16 protein-coding genes and 2 pseudogenes are annotated in these 19,956 nt (G+C 53.1%); 13 read left to right on the forward strand and 5 right to left on the reverse strand.

The features are described 5' to 3' along the window. Window positions 1–66: 66 nt before the first annotated feature. Together NAL19_RS20885 and NAL19_RS20890 are read left to right on the forward strand one after the other, a co-directional pair. On the forward strand, window positions 67–294 hold the full coding sequence (locus NAL19_RS20885; RefSeq protein WP_263058342.1) for a hypothetical protein: 228 nt from the start codon (window positions 67–69) through the stop codon (window positions 292–294). Continuing rightward, a complete protein-coding gene (locus NAL19_RS20890; protein WP_205947280.1) occupies window positions 294–1,169 on the forward strand; it encodes a hypothetical protein in 876 nt (291 codons plus the stop codon). Before NAL19_RS20885 ends, NAL19_RS20890 begins: the two co-directional genes overlap by 1 nt. A gap of 58 nt (window positions 1,170–1,227) precedes the next feature. Here the strand turns inward: NAL19_RS20890 and glyS are convergent, their stop codons facing one another. The 3 genes from glyS to NAL19_RS20905 form a co-directional block, all read right to left on the reverse strand. Then, window positions 1,228–3,297: a glycine--tRNA ligase subunit beta gene (gene glyS, locus NAL19_RS20895; protein ID WP_263058343.1), complete on the reverse strand. Its 2,070-nt coding sequence runs from the start codon at window positions 3,295–3,297 to the stop codon at window positions 1,228–1,230. Between the two features lie 9 nt (window positions 3,298–3,306). Next, window positions 3,307–4,221 (reverse strand): glycine--tRNA ligase subunit alpha, encoded by a 915-nt coding sequence (gene glyQ, locus NAL19_RS20900; protein WP_263058344.1) that lies wholly within the window; start codon window positions 4,219–4,221, stop codon window positions 3,307–3,309. Between the two features lie 126 nt (window positions 4,222–4,347). Continuing rightward, window positions 4,348–5,154, reverse strand: coding sequence for a sulfite exporter TauE/SafE family protein (locus NAL19_RS20905; protein WP_263058345.1), 807 nt, complete (start codon window positions 5,152–5,154; stop codon window positions 4,348–4,350). Window positions 5,155–5,454: 300 nt separating this feature from the next. Between NAL19_RS20905 and NAL19_RS20910 the strand changes: the two genes are divergently transcribed. The 9 genes and pseudogenes from NAL19_RS20910 (at window position 5,455) to NAL19_RS20950 (ending at window position 16,629) form a co-directional block, all read left to right on the forward strand. Further along, complete coding sequence (locus tag NAL19_RS20910; RefSeq protein WP_263058346.1) at window positions 5,455–6,036, forward strand: DNA-3-methyladenine glycosylase I; 582 nt, start codon at window positions 5,455–5,457, stop codon at window positions 6,034–6,036. A 369-nt stretch (window positions 6,037–6,405) separates the two neighbouring features. Next, window positions 6,406–7,368 carry a glyoxylate/hydroxypyruvate reductase GhrB gene (ghrB, locus tag NAL19_RS20915; protein WP_263059761.1) on the forward strand — a complete coding sequence of 321 codons (963 nt, stop codon included), beginning with the start codon at window positions 6,406–6,408 and terminating at the stop codon, window positions 7,366–7,368. A 315-nt stretch (window positions 7,369–7,683) separates the two neighbouring features. Then, window positions 7,684–9,308 (forward strand): annotated as a pseudogene (locus NAL19_RS20920) (TIGR04028 family ABC transporter substrate-binding protein). A 27-nt stretch (window positions 9,309–9,335) separates the two neighbouring features. Next, window positions 9,336–10,280, forward strand: coding sequence for an ABC transporter permease (locus NAL19_RS20925; RefSeq protein WP_225086266.1), 945 nt, complete (start codon window positions 9,336–9,338; stop codon window positions 10,278–10,280). Continuing rightward, window positions 10,277–11,137: an ABC transporter permease gene (locus NAL19_RS20930; RefSeq protein ID WP_225086267.1), complete on the forward strand. Its 861-nt coding sequence runs from the start codon at window positions 10,277–10,279 to the stop codon at window positions 11,135–11,137. The genes NAL19_RS20925 and NAL19_RS20930 overlap by 4 nt, the downstream gene beginning before the upstream one ends. Beyond that, window positions 11,134–12,822, forward strand: coding sequence for a dipeptide ABC transporter ATP-binding protein (locus tag NAL19_RS20935; RefSeq protein WP_225086268.1), 1,689 nt, complete (start codon window positions 11,134–11,136; stop codon window positions 12,820–12,822). The genes NAL19_RS20930 and NAL19_RS20935 overlap by 4 nt, the downstream gene beginning before the upstream one ends. Window positions 12,823–12,850: 28 nt before the next feature. Beyond that, window positions 12,851–13,885, forward strand: a complete 1,035-nt coding sequence (locus NAL19_RS20940) for a putative FMN-dependent luciferase-like monooxygenase (RefSeq protein WP_225086269.1) — start codon at window positions 12,851–12,853, stop codon at window positions 13,883–13,885. Beyond that, window positions 13,882–15,015, forward strand: a complete 1,134-nt coding sequence (locus tag NAL19_RS20945) for an alkylhydroperoxidase domain protein (RefSeq protein ID WP_263058347.1) — start codon at window positions 13,882–13,884, stop codon at window positions 15,013–15,015. Before NAL19_RS20940 ends, NAL19_RS20945 begins: the two co-directional genes overlap by 4 nt. Window positions 15,016–15,159: 144 nt before the next feature. Continuing rightward, window positions 15,160–16,629 (forward strand): ATP-binding protein, encoded by a 1,470-nt coding sequence (locus tag NAL19_RS20950; protein WP_263058348.1) that lies wholly within the window; start codon window positions 15,160–15,162, stop codon window positions 16,627–16,629. A 172-nt stretch (window positions 16,630–16,801) separates the two neighbouring features. On the opposite strand, the pseudogene NAL19_RS20955 reads toward NAL19_RS20950, so the two are convergent. After that, a pseudogene (locus tag NAL19_RS20955) lies at window positions 16,802–17,313 on the reverse strand (phenolic acid decarboxylase). Between the two features lie 99 nt (window positions 17,314–17,412). Between NAL19_RS20955 and NAL19_RS20960 the strand changes: the two are divergent. Further along, a complete protein-coding gene (locus NAL19_RS20960; protein WP_263058349.1) occupies window positions 17,413–18,285 on the forward strand; it encodes a LysR family transcriptional regulator in 873 nt (290 codons plus the stop codon). 26 nt (window positions 18,286–18,311) lie between these two features. Here the strand turns inward: NAL19_RS20960 and NAL19_RS20965 are convergent, their stop codons facing one another. After that, window positions 18,312–18,932 carry a LysE family translocator gene (locus NAL19_RS20965; protein ID WP_263058350.1) on the reverse strand — a complete coding sequence of 207 codons (621 nt, stop codon included), beginning with the start codon at window positions 18,930–18,932 and terminating at the stop codon, window positions 18,312–18,314. A gap of 268 nt (window positions 18,933–19,200) precedes the next feature. On the opposite strand from NAL19_RS20965, the gene dsbG reads away from it, so the two are divergent. Next, the gene (gene dsbG, locus NAL19_RS20970; RefSeq protein ID WP_263058351.1) at window positions 19,201–19,956 is read left to right on the forward strand and encodes a thiol:disulfide interchange protein DsbG; all 756 of its coding nucleotides are present in this window, start codon (window positions 19,201–19,203) and stop codon (window positions 19,954–19,956) included.

Below are 19,956 nucleotides of genomic sequence, written 5' to 3' on the forward strand. Positions count from 1 at the left end.
AATGATGCTTATTTTCATAACATGGAACTGTCTCAGTCAAGAACTCGGACAACTCTGTCATATATTATGAATATGCCCGCTGTTTCAGACTCTAAAAGTACCTTAAGTTGGTTTAAAAATCACGTTCGCGCCATTGGGTTTTCTTCAGCAAAGCCCATTGATAAAGAAGGGAAAACGATCACATCCCCAGAGCAGGTTGAAGATAGTGCGCGTTCTCAACGAGTAGAATTTCGTGTCAGGACGAATGTTGAACGCCAGGTAGCCAATATTGTAGAAAAAGGGAGTAAAATATAATGGATTCGTTTCTCGTCTCTCAACTTCCCGATTTTCTTGAATCGCCAATTTTCAATAAGCTACGCAAGGAAATGAAAGCGGAGATTATCCCACCAATTGCTAATATAAAAATGGACGCACTTGTTCTTGATAAAATACTTTCAACAACAGGAAAAGACATTGATATATTAGAAATAGAAATTAATAGTGACAACACGATTAATTATAAAGATAAACGCGTTATTCTTCATATAAGAGATGTTGCATCTTATGGTGGGAGTATGAGTTTGCCAAAATATCACTTGGCAAACTGTAAAACATTACAAAGAATGTGGGAAAATAATAAAAGTGGAAGATACGTTGCAGCCACCCGCAGTGACGGTATTTTTACAATAAAATCACAGAATACTGAAAAAACAGAGTGGATCACTAGAGAGGAAAGTTTAGATGTATGTAAATTTTGTCTCGAAACATTAAATTGGAAAAACTACTCTAGAAAATATCAGGATAGAGAAAATATTTTTTCTACTTTTGATCTAAGAGAGTTTTTTAGCGTTTATCCAAATTCAGCAACGACGTACAATGTCGAGCATAATGACGTTACTGCTCCGATTAATGATTACTCCAAAGATTTCCAGATAATATCAAAACAATATCGAGAGTCAGTTAATTGGCAATGTGCAATTTGCAAAATAATTCTTGAACGTAAAGATTTAAATAAATTTTTACATGTCCACCACCGCGATGGACAAAAAAATAATAATAACAAAAACAATTTACAAGCACTTTGCATTGAATGTCATTCAAATCAAGACAATCACGGCCATATGAAAAATAGTCCCCAACTAACATCATTCATTCAAATAAAAGGTGAAATGGCCTTCGCTGCAAGCTAAACGATCTTTCCCCGAGCCCGCTTGCAACCCGGGGAAAGATTACGTAACGCTATCGTCGTTATTGCAGCACAGAAATATCCGCAACCTGCAAGAACAGCTCACGCAGTTGGCTCAGCAGCGTCAGGCGGTTCACACGCACCTGCTCATCTTCCGCCATTACCATTACCTGATCGAAGAATGCATCGACAGGTTCACGCAGCGAAGCCAGCTCAACCAGCGCTTCTTGATAGCAACCTTCAGCAAACAGCGGCGTCAGCTTGTCGCGCAGCACAACAAGGTGCGTTGCCAGCGTAATTTCCGCCGCGTCTTTCAATACGGCAGCGTTGACGCTCTCATTCAGCGTATCGGTAGACTTCGCCAGAATGTTGGAAACGCGCTTGTTAGCCGCTGCCAACGCCGCGGCGGCATCCAGCGAACGGAAGTGGCTGACGGCTTTCACGCGGGCATCGAAATCTGCCGGGCGAGTTGGACGACGCGCCAATACCGCCTGAATGGTATCCACGCTGTGGCCTTCTTCCTGATACCAGGCGCGGAAACGGCCGAGCATAAACTCAATCACATCATCGACAACGTTGGCGTTAGTCAGCTTGGTACCATACAAACGCACCGCTTCTTCGGCCAGCGTCTGCAAATCCAGCGGCAGACGCTTTTCGACGATGATGCGTAGCACACCAAGGGCGGCACGACGCAGTGCAAACGGGTCTTTGTCGCCTTTCGGGTGTTGGCCAATGCCAAAAATCCCTGCCAGCGTATCCATCTTATCGGCAATCGCCAGCGCACAGGCCACTGAGGAAGACGGCAGTTCATCACCTGCAAAGCGCGGCTGGTACTGCTCGTTCAGCGCAACGGCAACATCTTCCGCTTCGCCATCATGACGCGCATAGTGCATCCCCATCACGCCCTGCGTGTCGGTGAATTCAAACACCATGTTAGTCATCAGGTCACACTTGGACAGCAAACCCGCACGCGTCGCGTGATTCACATCAGCACCAATCTGACCAGCCACCCAGCCTGCCAGTGCCTGAATGCGGTCGGTTTTGTCGCGCAGCGTACCCAACTGCTGCTGGAACAAAACGGTTTCCAGACGCGGCAGGTGATCTTCCAGACGCTTCTTACGGTCGGTATTGAAGAAGAACTCGGCATCAGCCAGACGCGGACGCACCACTTTTTCGTTACCGGAAATAATCTGCTGTGGATCTTTGGATTCAATATTGGCAACAAAGATGAAGTTCGGCAGCAGATTGCCGCTGTTGTCGTAAACCGGGAAATACTTCTGGTCACCTTTCATGGTGTAAACCAGCGCTTCGGACGGCACAGCGAGGAATTTTTCTTCAAATTTCGCGGTCAGTACCACTGGCCATTCCACCAGCGAGGTGACTTCTTCCAGCAGGCTGTCGCTCAGATCGGCATTACCACCAATCTTGCGTGCGGCTTCTTCGGCATCAGCTTTGATTTTTGCTTTACGCGCATCGTAGTCGGCGACGACTTTACCGCGCTCCAGCAGAATCTGCGGATACTGCTCGGCAGTATCGATCGTAAATTCCGCTTCACCCATAAAACGGTGGCCGCGAAGGGTACGAGCAGAGTCAATACCCAATACCTGACCGGGGATCAGTTCTTCACCCAGCAGCATGGTTACGGTGTGTACCGGACGCACAAACTGTGTTTCTTTGTCGCTCCAGCGCATCAACTTTGGAATCGGCAGCTTCGACAATGCCGTGCTTACCATGCCAGCCAGCAGCGCCTGCGCCTGTTCGCCTTTCGCATGGGCACGATACAGCAGCCACTCACCTTTGTCGGTCGTCAAACGCTCAGCCTGCTCAACGGTGATGCCACAGCCACGCGCCCAGCCTTCTGCCGCTTTGGTTGGTTTACCTTCAGCATCAAACGCCTGGGCAATCGCCGGGCCGCGTTTTTCTACTTCACGATCGGGCTGAGAAGCGCTTAAGCGTGCCACTTTCAGCGCCAGACGGCGCGGCGCAGCAAACCAGCTCACCTCACCATGCGCCAGATTGGCGGCATCCAGCTCCGCCGTGAAATTAGCGGCAAAGGATTCTGCCAGATTACGGAGAGCCTTCGGCGGCAGCTCTTCCGTGCCAATTTCCACCAGAAAAGTCTTGTCAGTCATGGCTGCCTCTTAGCTCTCTTTCTTATTGCACATCGGGAAACCCAGCGCCTCACGAGAGGCATAGTAGGCTTCCGCAACCGCTTTGGTCAGGGTACGAATACGCAGAATGTAGCGCTGGCGCTCGGTAACCGAGATCGCTTTACGCGCGTCCAGCAGGTTAAAGCTGTGCGCCGCTTTCAGAATGCGTTCGTAAGCCGGTAAAGGCAGCGGTTTTTCCAGCGCCAGCAGGTGCTGTGCTTCTTTTTCGTATTGCTCGAAACAGCTGAACAGGAAATCAACATCAGCGTGTTCAAAGTTGTAGGTCGACTGCTCGACTTCGTTTTGATGGAACACGTCACCGTAGGTCGTTTTACCTAACGGGCCATCGCTCCAGACCAGATCGTAAACGCTATCAACGCCCTGAATGTACATCGCCAGACGTTCCAGACCGTAGGTGATCTCACCCGTCACTGGTTTACATTCCAAACCGCCAACCTGCTGGAAGTAGGTAAACTGCGTGACTTCCATACCGTTCAGCCAGACTTCCCAGCCCAGACCCCAGGCACCCAGCGTCGGGTTTTCCCAGTTGTCTTCCACGAAGCGGATATCGTGAATGGTCGGATCCATACCCAGCTCTTTCAGAGAACCCAGATACAGCTCCTGAATGTTGTCCGGTGATGGCTTAATGACGACCTGAAACTGGTAATAGTGCTGTAAGCGGTTCGGGTTTTCGCCATAGCGTCCATCGGTCGGACGGCGAGAAGGCTGCACATAAGCAGAGGCCATGGGCTCCGGCCCCAGTGCCCGCAGGCAAGTCATAGGATGTGAAGTGCCTGCGCCGACTTCCATGTCCAATGGTTGAACAATGGTGCAGCCCTGACGCGCCCAATAATCCTGTAATGTCAGGATCAGGCCCTGGAAGGTCTTGGTATCAAACTTTTGCATGTTGGATTCGCGCACGATACAAGTGGATTTATAAGGAATGCGCCAGTATACCCTCTGACCGCAAGATATACAGCCAGAATGCGGTAACAAGTGCAAATCCCCGTCATCATCTTTCAAATTTCAGGATCAGCCTGAAAAAACGGTCTGCAACATCTTCAGGCTTAGCAGCAGTAACAATGCCGCAAAGGCCTTTTTCAGCGTTGCCACAGGCAGACGATGCGCCAGACGGGCACCGACAGGTGCGGTGAAAAAGCTGACGGCGGAAATCAGGAGCACGGCGGGCAGAGAAACATAGCCGATGCTGTAGTCAGGTAACCCGGTCGTCGACCAGCCGTTGATCAGGTAGCCCAGCGCACCAGACAGAGCGATCGGTAGCCCAACCGCCGCGGATGTACCAATCGCCTGCTGAATACGGACGTTGCACCACGTCAGGAACGGCACCGTGAGCGACCCGCCGCCGATCGCCACCAGCGCCGAAATGCTGCCAATCACCAACCCCGCCAGCGAAACGCCAGCTGTTCCGGGCAACTGGCGCTGCGGTTTTGGCTTGATATTCAGCACCATTTGCAGCGAAACGTAGGCCATAAAACAGGAGAAAAAGATCGCCAGCGCCCGCGTCGGCAACAGCGTCGCCAGCCAGGTGGCCGCGAATGTCCCAATCAGGATAGCGGGCGTAATCCGCATCACCACAGGCCACAGCACCGCCTGATGTTGATGATGCGTACGCAGGCTAGAAATCGCGGTGACGACGATGGCCGCCATTGACGTTCCCAACGCCAGATGCACCAGATGTGTATTCTCCACACCCTGTGCGGCAAACAGCGCCGTCAGCACCGGCACCATGATTCCACCGCCGCCAATCCCCAATAAACCCGCCATAAAACCTACCACTGCGCCTAATGCCAGATAGGCTGCAATCCACTCCACTGCCATTCCCTGTACCCCTGTCTCTGTCTATGCTTTTTTATGATCGATTAAACAGCGTTGAACTAATAAACAGCCCTGAGCGAATAAATAGCCCTGAGCTAATGAAATGAATAATCCTGAGCTGTTGGCAAAACATTATTCACGATTCCACGACGACTTTCCGCTCCATCCGTAAACGACCTTTCATATCTGCGAGCACGCCCGCAAAACACTGGTTGCTTATACAGCATTATAAATGCCATCATCGCACCACATTGCGATAGACCGCCTTACAATCAACGGCATCACCATCATCGGGAGAAAGGCATGCAGCGCTGCGGCTGGGTTACACAAGACACCTTATATCAGGATTACCACGATAACGAGTGGGGAAAGCCCTGCACCGACAGCCAGAAGCTGTTTGAGTTACTGTGCCTGGAGGGCCAGCAGGCGGGTCTTTCCTGGATCACCGTGCTGAAAAAACGCGAACACTATCGCCGTTGCTTCCACCAGTTTAACCCTGAGCGAGTGGCGCAGATGACGCAAGAGGACGTAGATCGGCTGGTGCAGGACAGCGGCATTATCCGCCACCGTGGAAAAATCGAGGCGATTATCACCAATGCAAAAGCGTGGGTGGCAATGGAAAGTCAGGGGGAAAGCTTTTCGCACTTCATTTGGTCTTTTGTCGAGCACCAGCCGCGTCTCAACCACCCCGCGTCACTCGCAGAAGTCCCCGCCAAAACGGACGTTTCGGATGCCATGTCAAAAGCCCTGAAGAAGCGCGGCTTCAAATTTATCGGCTCAACCATCTGCTATGCCTTCATGCAGGCGGGTGGATTGGTCAACGACCATGTCACCGACTGTTTTTGTCATCAGGGCTGTGTTTGTGATCAGGAAAGTACGGCATGATCCGCTCTGCCAGCTTCAGGTTGGTGATGATGGGTCGGGTGATTTGTCGAATGACAGACCATGAAATGACCAAGCCAAACATGACGGCGATCGCCGCTGACCGAGGATGCCAACGCATCGTAGGATGCCTTATATTCGGAATAGAGCTGTTTCTGCGCGTTAAACGCAGCATCGCTATTCTCTCTTTGTAAGGTCGAGGTGCTATTCCCCCCGTTTCAGGAACTGCAGTGAAAAGGCTTCCTTCTACATAGATAATGCATTTTCATCCGCACAGACGGAAAGGCGGTATCGCTTGCAGTCTCCCGCCAGCTACGCGATTATTCGATGAGCTATTTCTACGTTAACTTCCTTAATCTGCTGGAGTTTGTGATGAAACCTAGCGTTATCCTGTACAAAAAAGTTGCTGACGATCTACGCGCTCGTTTAGATCAACACTTCACCGTCACTGAACTTGACGCCTTTCCTTCACTCGACCACCCGGCTCTGGCAACGGCCGAAGGCATCATTGGTTCCGGTGGTAAAGTCGATAAAGACTTCCTGCAACACGCACCGCGTTTACGTGCAGCCTCCACCATTTCTGTCGGTTACGACACCTTTAACGTCGACGCACTGAATGAAAAAGGGGTGATTCTCATGCATACCCCAACCGTGCTGACGGAAACCGTGGCGGATACGGTTCTGGCACTGATGCTCGCCAGCGCGCGTCGGGTCGTGGAAGTCGCCGAACGCGTTAAAGCAGGCGAATGGAAAGGTGGCGTTGACAGCGACTGGTTTGGCACAGACGTTCACCATAAAACCATCGGCATTCTGGGGATGGGCCGCATCGGTCTGGCCGTCGCACAACGCGCTCACTTTGGTTTCAGCATGCCGGTGCTGTACAACGCACGCCGCCATCATTCCGAAGCGGAACAGCGCTTTAATGCCCGTCACTGCGATCTCGATACGCTCTTGGCCGAGTCTGATTTCCTCTGTATCACGCTGCCGCTCACGGCGGAAACGCATCATCTGATTGGGCGCGAGCAGCTGGCAAAAATGAAACCCAGCGCCATTTTGATTAATATCGGTCGTGGTGCCGTCGTAGATGAAGACGCGCTGACGGAAGCCCTGGTGAAAGGAACCATTCAAGGCGCGGGCCTGGATGTGTTCGTCAAAGAGCCGCTCCCCGTCGATTCTCCGCTGCTGGATTTACCTAACGTTGTGGCGCTGCCGCATATCGGTTCCGCCACGCACGAAACACGTTATGGCATGGCTGCCTGCGCCGTTGACAATCTGATTGCCGCCCTGAGCGGTCAGGTAAAAGAAAACTGCGTGAACCCACAGGTTTTGAAATAGCTTTCAGGTAACCTTAGCGCTGCGACGACACGCTCGCAGCGCTACCGACGCCCACTCAATAAGTTCACCATCACACGCGAAACGCGGCGATTTCCCGCAAAAAACCTCTCTTTTTCCTACCTAAAAACTGGATAACCAATGCCGGTTTTGTTCTTTGCTGTTTCCTACCGCCTATGGAAGTATCGGCTGTAACGAACGGTTAACGCCCCGCCGTATTTCCCCATTTCGGGGCGGAATCGATCTGCATATTCACCTGATAAAACAGAACGTTAATAAAAACCATTACCTGTAGGAACAACCATCGTGGCGACTTTTTTGCATCCTCATCAGAAACTCACTCTTTTTGCCTCGTTGCTCCTTCTGGGCGGTGCGCTAAGCGCACAGGCAGCGAACGACACACCGAAAATCGGCGGCACGCTGATTTATCTGGAGCAGCAGGCGCACACCAATCTCTATACGCCCGCGGGCGGGTTTTACCCAAACGGCGGCATTCTCAATCAGGTAACCGATAAACTGACGTACCAAAACCCTGAAACGCTGGAAATCGAACCGTGGGTTGCAGAATCCTGGAGCGTCAACGCAGATAACACCGAATACACATTCAAGATTCGTCCCGGTATTACCTTCTCTGACGGCACGCCGCTGGATGCCAACGCGGTGGCGAAAAATTTCGATACCTACGGATTAGGAAATACGGCGCTCAACCAGCCAATTTCAGAGGTCATCAATAACTATCTGCGCAGTGAAGTTATCGATCCGCTCACCGTGAAGTTTTACTTTAAGAAGCCGTCTCCAGGCTTCCTGCAAGGCACCTCGGCCATCGGTTCCGGGCTGGTTTCGCTCAGTACGCTTGAGCGCAATTTCAATCAGTTAGGCAATGCCAAAAACATTATCGGCTCTGGTCCATTCGTGGTAAGCAGCGAGAAGCTGGGGCGCGAACTGAAGCTGACCGCCCGTAAGGATTACAACTGGGCACCGGTTAAATCAAAGCATCAGGGACGTGCCTATCTGGACGGCATTACCTATCTGGTCACCCCGGAAGACAGCGTGCGTATTGGCGCGTTGGTATCTGGTCAGGCGGATTTCATTCGTCAGATCCAGGCCTACGATGAAAAACGGGTGCAAAGTCAGGGCTTCAACCTTTATGCCCCGCCGACGCGCGGCGTCAATAACAGCGTGGTTTTCCGCCCGGATAACCCACTGGTCGCCGATATCCGCGTGCGTAAAGCACTGCTGCACGCCACCAACACCAAAGAGATCATTGCTACGCTGTTCTCTGACAACTACCCACAGGCCACCTCGCCACTGGCTAAAACCGCCGCCGGCTATGTCGATCTCTCCAGCAAGCTCACGTTCGATCCCGCACAGGCCAACAAACTGTTAGATGAAGCGGGGTGGAAAACCGGTTCGCAAGGATTGCGGCAAAAAAACGGCAAAACGCTGGAACTGACGGCTTATGAATCTCTGCCGCAGCCGCAGAACAAAGAAACCCTGCAACTGGTTTCTCAACAATGGGCAAAAGTCGGCGTGAAGCTGAACGTGCTGGCGGGTGATGCAGGCAGCAAAACCGTCGATAGCCTCGATCCGCTGAAAACTGGCGTGGCTCCGGCGATGGTAGGCCGTGCCGACCCGGATGTGCTGAAAAGTCAGTATTACCCGACAGTGCGTAACGTTCTGCTGCAAAAAGGCGGTTCCAGCGACAAGGTGAATACCTTTGTGGATGCACATCTGAATACGCTGCTGGATAGCATCGCCGCAGAAACCGACCGTAGCAAGCGACTGGCGCTGGTGGGAGAGGTGCAGAACTACCTGATCGATCAGGCCTACGTCATTCCCATTTTGAAGAACCACAGGTGTTTGCTGGCGCGCCCACCACCAAAGGTATCGCGTTTGAAGCCGTAGGTCGCCCCAGCTTTTACAACACCTGGCTGGATAAGTAACACAGAAGAAAGAGGGAGGAGATCATCATGAACCGATACCTGGCACTGCGCATCGGTCAGGCACTGCTCGTCCTGTGGGCGGCATTCACCCTGTCTTTTATCCTGCTTCAGGCGATGCCGGGTGATGCCGTACTGATCAAGTTTCAAAACCCAGAGCTCGGCCTGAGCGCCGAGCAGATCGCGCAGCTACGTTTATCCTACGGTGCAGATACACCGGTACTCACGCAATATTTTCATGCGCTAGCCCAGATACTGCGTGGCGATCTTGGTCTCTCTCTTCAGGCTGGCGTGCCGGTCACTGAGCTGATTGCAGCCAATCTACCGCCTACATTGCTGCTCGCGGTGCTGGGTTTCATCGCCGCTGGCCTGCTGGCGTTTGCTCTCGCGTTCTTATCGACGTTAACGCCGTTCCAATGGCTGCGAACCGCATTGCAATCGCTGCCGTCGCTGTTTATTTCCGTGCCGACCTTCTGGCTCGGCATCGTACTGATTCAGATTTTCTCTTTCCGCTTGGGGCTGATTCCAGTGATTAACCCCGGCGAATGGGAAGGGCTGATTTTGCCGGTTCTCACGCTGGCGCTGCCGATCTCCGCCCCGCTGGCTCAGGTGCTGATGCGCAGCATCGATCAGGTGCAAACCCAGCCGTTTGTTGCCGTCGCCCGCGCCAAAGGCGCCAGCCGCAGCGGCGTACTCTGGCGACACATCGCCCGCAACGCCATGCTGCCCACGCTGACCATCGCCGGCCTGCTGTTGGGCGAGCTAATTGCGGGGGCGCTGATTACCGAAACCGTATTTGGCCGTAACGGGCTCGGCCAGTTGACGCAGGAAGCCGTGAACTATCAGGACAGCAGCGTATTGCAGGCCATCGTGCTGATTTCCGCCGCCGCCTTTGTCGTCGTCAATTTGGTCGTCGACCTGCTCTATCCCCTTCTCGATCCGCGCCTGAAAAACACGCCAGGAGCCACGCTATGACTACCGTACAACTGGAAAAAATCACGTTTCCTCTTCTGCGCAAGCGGCCGCTTCTGCGTCGCTACGCCTTTCAGCCGGGACTAGTGCTAGCCTGGCTGGTTATGCTAACCGTCGCTCTCTGGGCGCTGTTCCCAGGCTGGTTTACCAGCTATAGCCCGACGGAAGGCATCGCGGGCGCACAGCGGCTGGCACCGGATGCAGACTACTGGCTCGGCACCGATCAGTTAGGGCGTGACCTCTACGCACGTATCGTTTATGGCGCGGTACACTCACTTTCCGGCGCGGTCATCGCCGTCGGGCTAGGTCTGGTACTTGGCAGCTTCTTCGGTCTCTTGGCGGGTGCCGTTGGCGGCTGGCTGGATAGCGTCGTGATGCGCAGCATTGATGTATTGCTGGCCATCCCCGGCCTGCTACTGGCGCTGAGTGTCATCATCCTGTTGGGTTTCGGCACGGTTAACGCCGCGATTGCCGTGGGTGTCACTTCCGTTGCCAGCTTTACCCGACTGGTACGTTCAGAAGTGCTGCGCGTGCGCCACAGCGACTACGTCGAAGCCGCCTACGGTAGCGGCGGCACCTTTCTCAGCGTGTTATGGCGGCATATTCTGCCGAACTCACTGACCACCGTTTTCGCCTTTGCCGCGCTGCAATTCGGCAGCGCAATTCTGGCTATCTCCACACTCAGCTTCCTCGGCTACGGTGCGCCGCCGCCCACGCCGGAATGGGGCCTGCTGATCGCCGAAGGCCGCAACTACATTGCTACTGCGTGGTGGCTAACCACCTTCCCCGGTCTGGTGGTGGTACTTGTTGTGCTATCCGCTAACCGCATCAGTCAGTCAATCAGGAGAACGGCACGATGAGCCTGTCAGCAAGCCTACAAACCAGCGCCGCGGTGCCCGTGTTGGCTCTGGAGAACGTCACGATTGCCTATCGCAGTGACGATCGCGAGCAGACCGTCGTGGAAGGCGTCTCTTTCCATATTCAGCCTGGAGAAGTGGTCGCGCTGGTCGGAGAATCCGGTTCAGGGAAGACCACCACCGCGCAGGCGGTTATCGGTTTGCTGGCCGAAAACGGTCGGTTAACACGCGGTGCCATTCGGCTCAATGGCGTGGACATCAGCGGCTGGTCACAGAAGCGGTTGGACAGCGTGCGCGGCGCGCAGATCAGTCTGATCCCGCAGGATCCCACCAGTTCCCTGAATCCGGTGCAGACCATTGGTGAGCAGGTAGATGAGATTCTGCGCATTCATCAGCGGGAAGATCGCCAGACCACGCGTCAGAAAACGCTGGCGCTGCTGGAGCGCGTGGGGCTCAACCAGCCGGAACTGCGCGCAAAGCAGTACCCGCACGAACTGTCTGGCGGTATGAAACAGCGCGTCCTGATAGCCATAGCTATTGCCTTGAAACCCGCGCTGATTATTGCCGATGAACCCACCAGCGCGCTGGATGTCACGGTGCAGAAACGGATTCTCGATCTACTTGATGAACTACGGCGCGAAAATGGCACAGCGGTGCTGTTCGTCACCCACGATCTGGGTGTAGCGGCCGAGCGTGCCGATCGGCTTCTGGTCTTTCAGAACGGCTACATTCAGGAGCAAGGCCCTACGCTTGAGGTACTCAACGCGCCCTCAAGCCACTATGCACGCACGCTGCTGGCTAACGTCCCGTCGCTAAACCCAACGCCGCGTCCACCGCGTACCAATACATCGGAATCTGACATTATTGTCTCGGTTGAAAATCTGGTGCAGAGCTTCCCCTTGTCAGGCCGTAAAGGGGAACACTTTCGGGCGGTAGATGACGTCTCCTTCAGCGTGGCGCGCGGCACAACGCACGCTATTGTCGGCGAGTCCGGCTCAGGTAAAACCACCACAGCGCGCAGCCTGCTCGGCTTTCATCACCCCAACGCCGGACGCATTTTGATCGACGGCACCGATATCACTCACCTGAAAGGTGAAGCGCTACGGCAGTTCCGGCAGAAAATCCAGTTGGTCTATCAAAATCCTTTTGGCTCGCTCGATCCGTCACAGCGGTTGTACGACATCGTTGAAGAACCACTGCGCAATTTTAATCGCCATACCACCGCGCAGCGGGAACGCAAAATTCATGAGATGTTCGAGCGTGTCGCCCTGCCAATTGCGTTGCTGTCACGCAAACCGCGTGAGCTGTCTGGCGGCCAACGCCAGCGTGTTGCTATCGCCCGGGCGCTGGTGCTGGAACCTCAGGTATTGGTGTTAGACGAGGCTGTCTCGGCGCTGGATGTCACCGTGCAGGCGCAGATTCTGCGTTTGCTGACCGAATTACAGGAATCACTCGGGTTAACGTATCTGTTCATCTCGCACGATTTGGCGGTGGTACGCCAGATCGCCGACACCGTTTCCGTGCTGTACCACGGCAAGCAGCTTGAATCCGGCCCGGTGGAGCAGATCTTCTCTCAGCCCGCACATCACTATACCCGTGAACTCATTGCAGCCATTCCCGGACAACAACATCCGGTTTTTGCCCGTTCACATTACCCTCACGTTCACACTGAAACACATGCGCTCTGAAAAATGGCACTAAACCAAGGACTGTAGAATGACAACGAAACGGCTGGGATTTTTCACGCGATTGCTGGACGATGCTTCCGCTCAGCAGCGCTATCGGCTGGCGACGGAACAAATCGTCAAAGCCGAACAACTCGGATTCGACAGCGCCTGGGTCGCGCAGCACCACTTTCACGCCGATGAAGGCGGGCTACCTTCGCCGCTGGTGTTTCTGGCGCTGGTTGCCGCACGCACGCACCGCATCCAACTCGGCACCGGCGTGATTACACTGCCGATGGAAGAGCCGCTGCGCGTAGCGGAAGATACCGCCGTGCTCGATTTACTCAGCAACGGCAGGCTGGAAATCGGCGTAGGTTCCGGCGGTACACCGTCCTCATTTGCCGCCTTCGGTCACGACAGCGCACAGCGCGGGCAGATCCTCGGGCGCTATCTTGAGAAACTGCGTGCTGCGTGGCGGGGGGAAGCCTTGAGCGAGGAAGGTAATCAGCTCTACCCTGCTGCGCCGCATTTGGATAAGCGCGTCTGGCAGGCCACTTTCTCCATTGAAGGCGCAGAACGAGCCGGTAAAGCAGGCGATGGCCTGATGCTCTCTCGAACTCAACCACGCCCAGAGCATTTCGCGGACGCCACACTGGCTGACCTGCAAAATCCGATGATCGACGCCTATCTGGCCGCGTTGCCTGCTGGCGTCGCACCGCGCATTCTCAGCTCGCGTAGCGTTTTCGTGGCTGACGATCGCCAGTTGGCGCTGAGTCTGGCAGAAAAAGGGCTTAATCGCTCCGCCGCCCGTTCCGGCACGTTCCGCCCGATTCCTCACAACTCGGTAGAGGCGCTGATCGCCTCCTTCGATAGCCATGTCGGCACCGCGCAGGATGTCATCGCGTCACTTCGGGCAGACAGCTCGCTAGAACGTGCGACCGATGTGACATTCCAGGTACATTCCATCGATCCACCGCATGCGCTGATTCTGCGTTCGCTTGAACTGATTGCCACTCAGGTGGCTCCCGCGTTGGGCTGGAGACCCGCCGTGAAACAGAAAAGCCCGCTCGGGCAGGAGATTGCATGACGCACGATAACACATTACACACCCCTGACGTACTGGATGCACTGGCCGAAATCGGCTCAGATTCCGCCCTCGCCGCCGCCAGAAAAACCCGCGATGCAGCAACCCGACACACCCAAGGCAGCTACGATGCGCTGTTTAATGCCAACACCGCAGACGATGCAACACTGCCGCTATCGCTGCGCTTCTGGTTTGCCGCAAAGATTAGTGGCTGGCAGCAGGATGAGCAGCTACAACATTTCTACGCCGAGCGGCTGGCAGACTTCCCGGCCCCCACGCCGACACCCGCGCTACAGTTGGCGTTGGATCACGCCGAGCGCCTGACGAAAACGCCCGTGCAGGCTTCAGCATCCCATGTCAGCGCGCTGGAGCAGGCGGGCTGGTCGGTAAACGATATTGTGACGCTGTCTCAGCTCATCGCATTTGTGAATTTTCAAAGCCGGCTGCTGCGCGGCTATCGCCTGATTGCCGGTCATCGCGTCGGTCAGCCGCATTCGCAGGCCGCCGTCGCGGGTCAGTGGCATACCCAACCGCAGACACACAGCGGCAAATCGGCACCGCAGGCGTTTACTCAGGCAGAGCTAGGATGGGAACCGTGGATCGCGCCCAAACCGCTGGCCGAATTCAATGCAGATGAGCAGGCGATTCTGGCGCGTTTCGGCCACACCGATTCCGACTATTTTCGTCTGCTAGGCCGCAATCTCCCGGTACTGGAACAGCGCACGCTGACGGATAAAGGGATTTTCTATACTGCTGGCGGCCTGCCGCGCAAAGAACGCGAACTGATCGCCGCCGTCACCAGCAAGGTCAATGGCTGCATTTACTGCGCCTCGGTACACGCGCGTAAAGCCAGCCAGCTTTCCAAACAGGATAGCGATGTGCAGCGGCTGTTGGATGTCGTTCCCGGCGGCGATTTAGGCATCGGGCAAAGTCCGCGCTGGCAGGCGATTATCGATTTCTCGGCACGCCTTTCCGCTACGCCCGCGCAGGTCAACGCCAACGACCTGAAACAGCTGCAAGAGCAAGGATTAGATACGCTGGAGATTGTCGATGTGGTGCAGTCCGCCGCCTTCTTCTCATGGGCAAATCGATTGATGCTAACGCTGGGCGAACCGTTCTGGCCGGAGCATTAATATTCAAGCGGTCTGTTTTGTTATCTCGACAAAAGGACCGCTTCTTCATTTGAAATCAATTTTTATCCTGATGACGTTCATGCTGTTTGATTAGCTCTGTAACCAGTACACTATAGAGCTCATATCATCCCACATGGGGGTAGCATGCCCGTTGAACTGTCTCAAGAAAATTTACAGAGCTTACTTAACGAGTTACGTCGCTTACCCAAGGAGACGGAATGGGCTGAGTTCAAGCATAATGCCGACGTGGAAAAGATTGGCGAGTACATCTCTGCTCTGGCAAATTCTGCCGCGTTGTTAGGTAAACCATGTGCTTATCTTGTCTATGGACTTGATGATGAGTCTCATGATGTTATCGGTACGCATTTTCGCCCATTAACGCAAAAGCATAAGCAACAGGAGATCGAGAGCTGGCTATTACAAAAAATCACACCAAAGATTCATTTCCGATTCTATGAATTTATTACGGAGAAAGAAGAATTACCTGTAGTGATTTTGGAAATTCAAGCCGCAAGCCATACTCCTGTGCTATTCGATGGCACAGAATATATTCGTGTTGGATCTTATAAGAAAAAACTAAGAGAACTACCGGAGAAAGAACGAGCTCTTTGGCGTGCTTTCGATAGAACCCCATTTGAACGTCTACTTGCTACAGAGAATAGTAGCGCTGAGGACGTCTTGTCATTACTAGATTACCCAGCATATTTCGAGCTTGTAAACTTGCCTTTGCCGGATAATAAAGCAGGGATCTTGTCAGCTCTCAGAGCCGATCAACTTATCCATGACGCTCCTGATGGACGTTGGCACATTACCAATTTAGGTGCCATCTTATTTGCCCGCAAGCTACAGAGTTTTCAACATTTGGGGCGTAAGGCTGTGCGACTGATTTTATATAGTGGTAATAGCCGAATAAAAACTATTCGAGAAATCCCAGGAAGCAAAGGATATGCCATTGGGTTCGAGAGCTTGATTGATTATATTAAAACGCTATTACCTGCTAACGAAGAGATTGGAAAAGTTTTTCGCAAAGAAGTACCTATGTATCCGGAGTTAGCCATTCGTGAGCTAGTGGCAAACGCCATCATTCACCAAGATCTATCTCTAACTGGGACAGGCCCCATGATCGAGATTTTCGAATCTCGTATGGAAATAACTAATCCAGGAACCCCGCTAGTTGATATTGATCGATTCATTGACTCACCGCCACAAAGTAGAAATGAAGCGTTAGCATCATTTATGAGACGAATTAATATTTGTGAAGAGCGAGGAACTGGCGTTGATAAAGTCGTGTTTCAAACTGAGTTATACCAGCTGCCTGCACCCATCTTTGAAGTAACCGAGAAACACACGCGCGCTGTCCTCTTTAGTCACAAAGAATTTTCGGAGATGGATAAAGGCGATAGGGTCAGGGCATGTTATCTGCACTGCTGCTTACGTTATGTTAATCGGGAACAGATGAACAATACGTCGCTAAGGGAACGACTTGGAATTGACGTTAAAAACAGCGCGATGGTTAGTAGGGTGATTAAGGATACGATTAATATGGGTTTAGTTCGCCCCTATGACCCCGATGCTGGTACAAAAGCAATGCGCTACATTCCCCATTGGGCGTAATTTGCTTGACCGTTGCTTGATTCACAAGATGATTATCAATACAAATAAATAAAAAAACACCTATTTATCAATATATTGGTTAATTTCCTTTGCTTGATTCATGAAAACATCTTTCTGATAAAAACCCGAAATAGCTAGTCAGGCGACACGACCTCGTGTCGCCTATTGCTGTTTATTTTTTCAGACAGGCAGGGAAATCCGCAGGCAACTTGCTGGCAGGGCAATTGATGACCTCATTGTTGTTTTCACCACAATCGCGGATGAACGTGATGGTGGCAAACTCATCGATGACTTCGGTGGGGTACGCCGGGCCTGCTTCGCGATACGCTTCCATTTCAGCAATGTGTTCGTTCTGGAAGCACACCGTTTTCTCTGGATTATTGATGATCCAACGCGGGAAGAAGATCGTGCCGTGAAAGAGCTTATCGGCCATGTTAACAATCAGGCTGACGTCCGTTCCTGTTGGCTCTGTCCATGAAATCTTATAAACCTCGCGGGCAACCTGCACGATATACACCTGCTGATCCTTCACCCAACGATTACCCACGATACCGCTATGAATACGGTAGTCTATCGTGTTGGCATTTTGACATAAAGCTCGTAATTCCAACCATTATCATAGGTATAGACCAGATGTTTCCCCACAAAATGGCTCAGATCGTGTTGATTAAATGACGGCATCATCGTTCTCCTGAAGTGTGTCAATTCACTCTAGAGCTTTATTAATTCGATGAATAACGCTATTTTTCACGGAAAACCATTCGATATTTAGATGAATTAAAGATGCTGGCAAAGACGACGCTGGAACAGTGGGAAATCCTTCAGGCGGTGATTGATTTGGGCGGTTACACGCAGGCAGCGAATGCGCTTCATCGCAGCCAGTCTTCGGTTAGCTACCAGCTTTCTTTGTTACAAGAGCGACTGGGCATCCCGCTACTCACCATCCACGGACGCAAAGCCGAGCTGACGCCAGAGGGTGAAAGCCTGCTGGCACAGGCGCGACTCGTAATACGTTCATTTCATGAATTGGAAACCCGCGCCCACTCTTTAAAAATGGGCGAACAGACCAGTATCAATCTGGTTGTCGACAGTACCTTCCCCAAAGATCGCCTATTCCAGTTGCTCAGCGCCTTTCAAAAACAGCATCCGGCTACACGTATCCACCTGACCGAAGTGCTGCGTAATGAAACACCGGAACAGTTGAAAGCACGCGAGGCAGATATTTATGTCATCACATCACGTGAACTCGGCGGCATTGCCGGGCAGTGGCTGATGAACGTTGATTTTGTTGCCGTCGCGCACTGCCGCCATCCGCTTTTCTTACTGCCGACACCGCTAAGCCATGAAGCACTGTCTCGCTACCCTTGTGTAGAGATTGTGACGCGCACGACGCCACAGACGCAGCCTTCTTCTGCCGAAAGCTGGACATTCACCACGTTTGAAGCGGCCACACAGGCTGTTTTGCATCAGGTGGGCTACGGCTGGCTACCGGAAGCGCGGATTTCAGAGCACATAACACGGGGTGAATTACAAATACTGCCGTTGCAGCAAGGGGAAAGGCGTACCACCCCGCTCTATCTGTTAGCCGAAGAGAAAGGGCAGCCGTTCAGCAAAGAGATTCTGACACTCATCGCACTGCTGTTTGGCAGGTTCTGATGTCTGGGGGATCCGATGATTCCCCCCTACCGTCGGGAAAGCGCCAGGCGCGCGGCGAAGGCCAGAAAGACAACGCCTGTCGTCCGGTCCATCCATTTCACGACCGAGCCGCGACGCAGAAAACGCGACAGCGGGCGCGTCGCGGCAATCAGTGTAGACGACCACACCGTGCCGATAACGACATGAATAAGCACGAGCAGATACGTCCACAGCACCACTGAATGGCCAGCAGGGATAAACTGCGGTAGGAATGAAACGTAGAACACCCCCACTTTCGGGTTTAATACGTTGCCCAACATACCGCGCAGGAACCAATTCTGCTGCTTTACTTCCCCAGATGGTTCCGCCACCAGCTCGGTTCTGGGCTTCAGGATCATTTGCAACCCCAGCCAGCAAAGATACGCTGCACCGCACCATTTCAGGATGTTGTAGGCCAGCTCAGACGCGGCAATCAGCGTGCCCAGACCAAAGGCCACCATCGCGCCCCAAATCAGGCAACCAATCTGAATACCAAACGCGGCATGGAAGGCCTTCTTACTGCCTTCAACGGTCGCCGTGCGTAGAATCAGCGCCGTGTCCAGACCCGGCGTCAGGGTCAGCAGCGTCGCGGCAAACGTAAAAGCAATCAGCGATTCGGTCAGAGTCACGGTAATTCATTACTCCAGCAGGGAAAACCACAAGACACATCATCCTCATCAAGGATGATGCAAAACAACCGACAAGAAATCCTAATTAAACGCCACGTAATATACGGCAAAACCTGCTCCTACCAAACCACACTCTTCGGCCACAGTAGATCGCATAGCGGCAGCTCACCAGCTTTCCCTGATTCAGGAAGCGTAAATAAGCTCCCCTTATTGGCACCTCTCTACTAGGCTATCCGGCAGACATGATCCACGATACAGGCGCAACACCATGATAAAACGCTTATCCCTCATACTGACCTTATTAACGCTTTCCGCGTCGTCACTGGCGCAAGATGTTCTGCCTGATGCGATGAAGAACATCGAAAAACAGGGCATTACGATCATCAAGCCGTTCACCGCACCTGGTGGCGTACAAGGCTGGCTGGGCAGCTATCAGGGAATGGGGGTTACCATCTACTTAACGCCGGATGGTAAGCATGCCATTTCAGGCTATATGTATGATGAGAAAGGCAATAACCTGAGTGAAGCGCTGATTCAGCAGGAGGTGTATGTGCCTGCTGGTCGGGAGATGTGGCAGAAATTACAGCAAGCGCCGTTTATTACCGAAGGGGACAAGGATGCACCGCGTAAAATCGTCGTCTTTGCCGACCCGTTTTGCCCTTACTGCAAACAGTTTTGGCAGCAGGCACAACCGTGGGTAAAAGCAGGAAAAGTACAGCTGCAAACGTTGCTGGTTGGCGTTATCAAACCGGAAAGCGGACGTTATGCCGCCGCGATTCTTGCCGCCAGCGATCCGGCCAAAGCCTGGCATGATTATGAACTCTCGAACGGCAAAACTATCCCCCCGCTCCCTGAGAAGTCGTCACGCGACATCTGGAATAACATTCAGCACAATCAGAGGCTGATGGATGAACTCGGCGCCAACGTCACGCCTGCCATCTATTACCTGAATGATAAAAATGAATTACAACAGGTCGTCGGGCTGCCGGATGCACAGCAGTTGGCGGAGATGATGGGGAAATAA

Source organism: Pectobacterium sp. F1-1, from assembly GCF_025643735.1.
Lineage (GTDB): Bacteria > Pseudomonadota > Gammaproteobacteria > Enterobacterales > Enterobacteriaceae > Pectobacterium > Pectobacterium colocasium.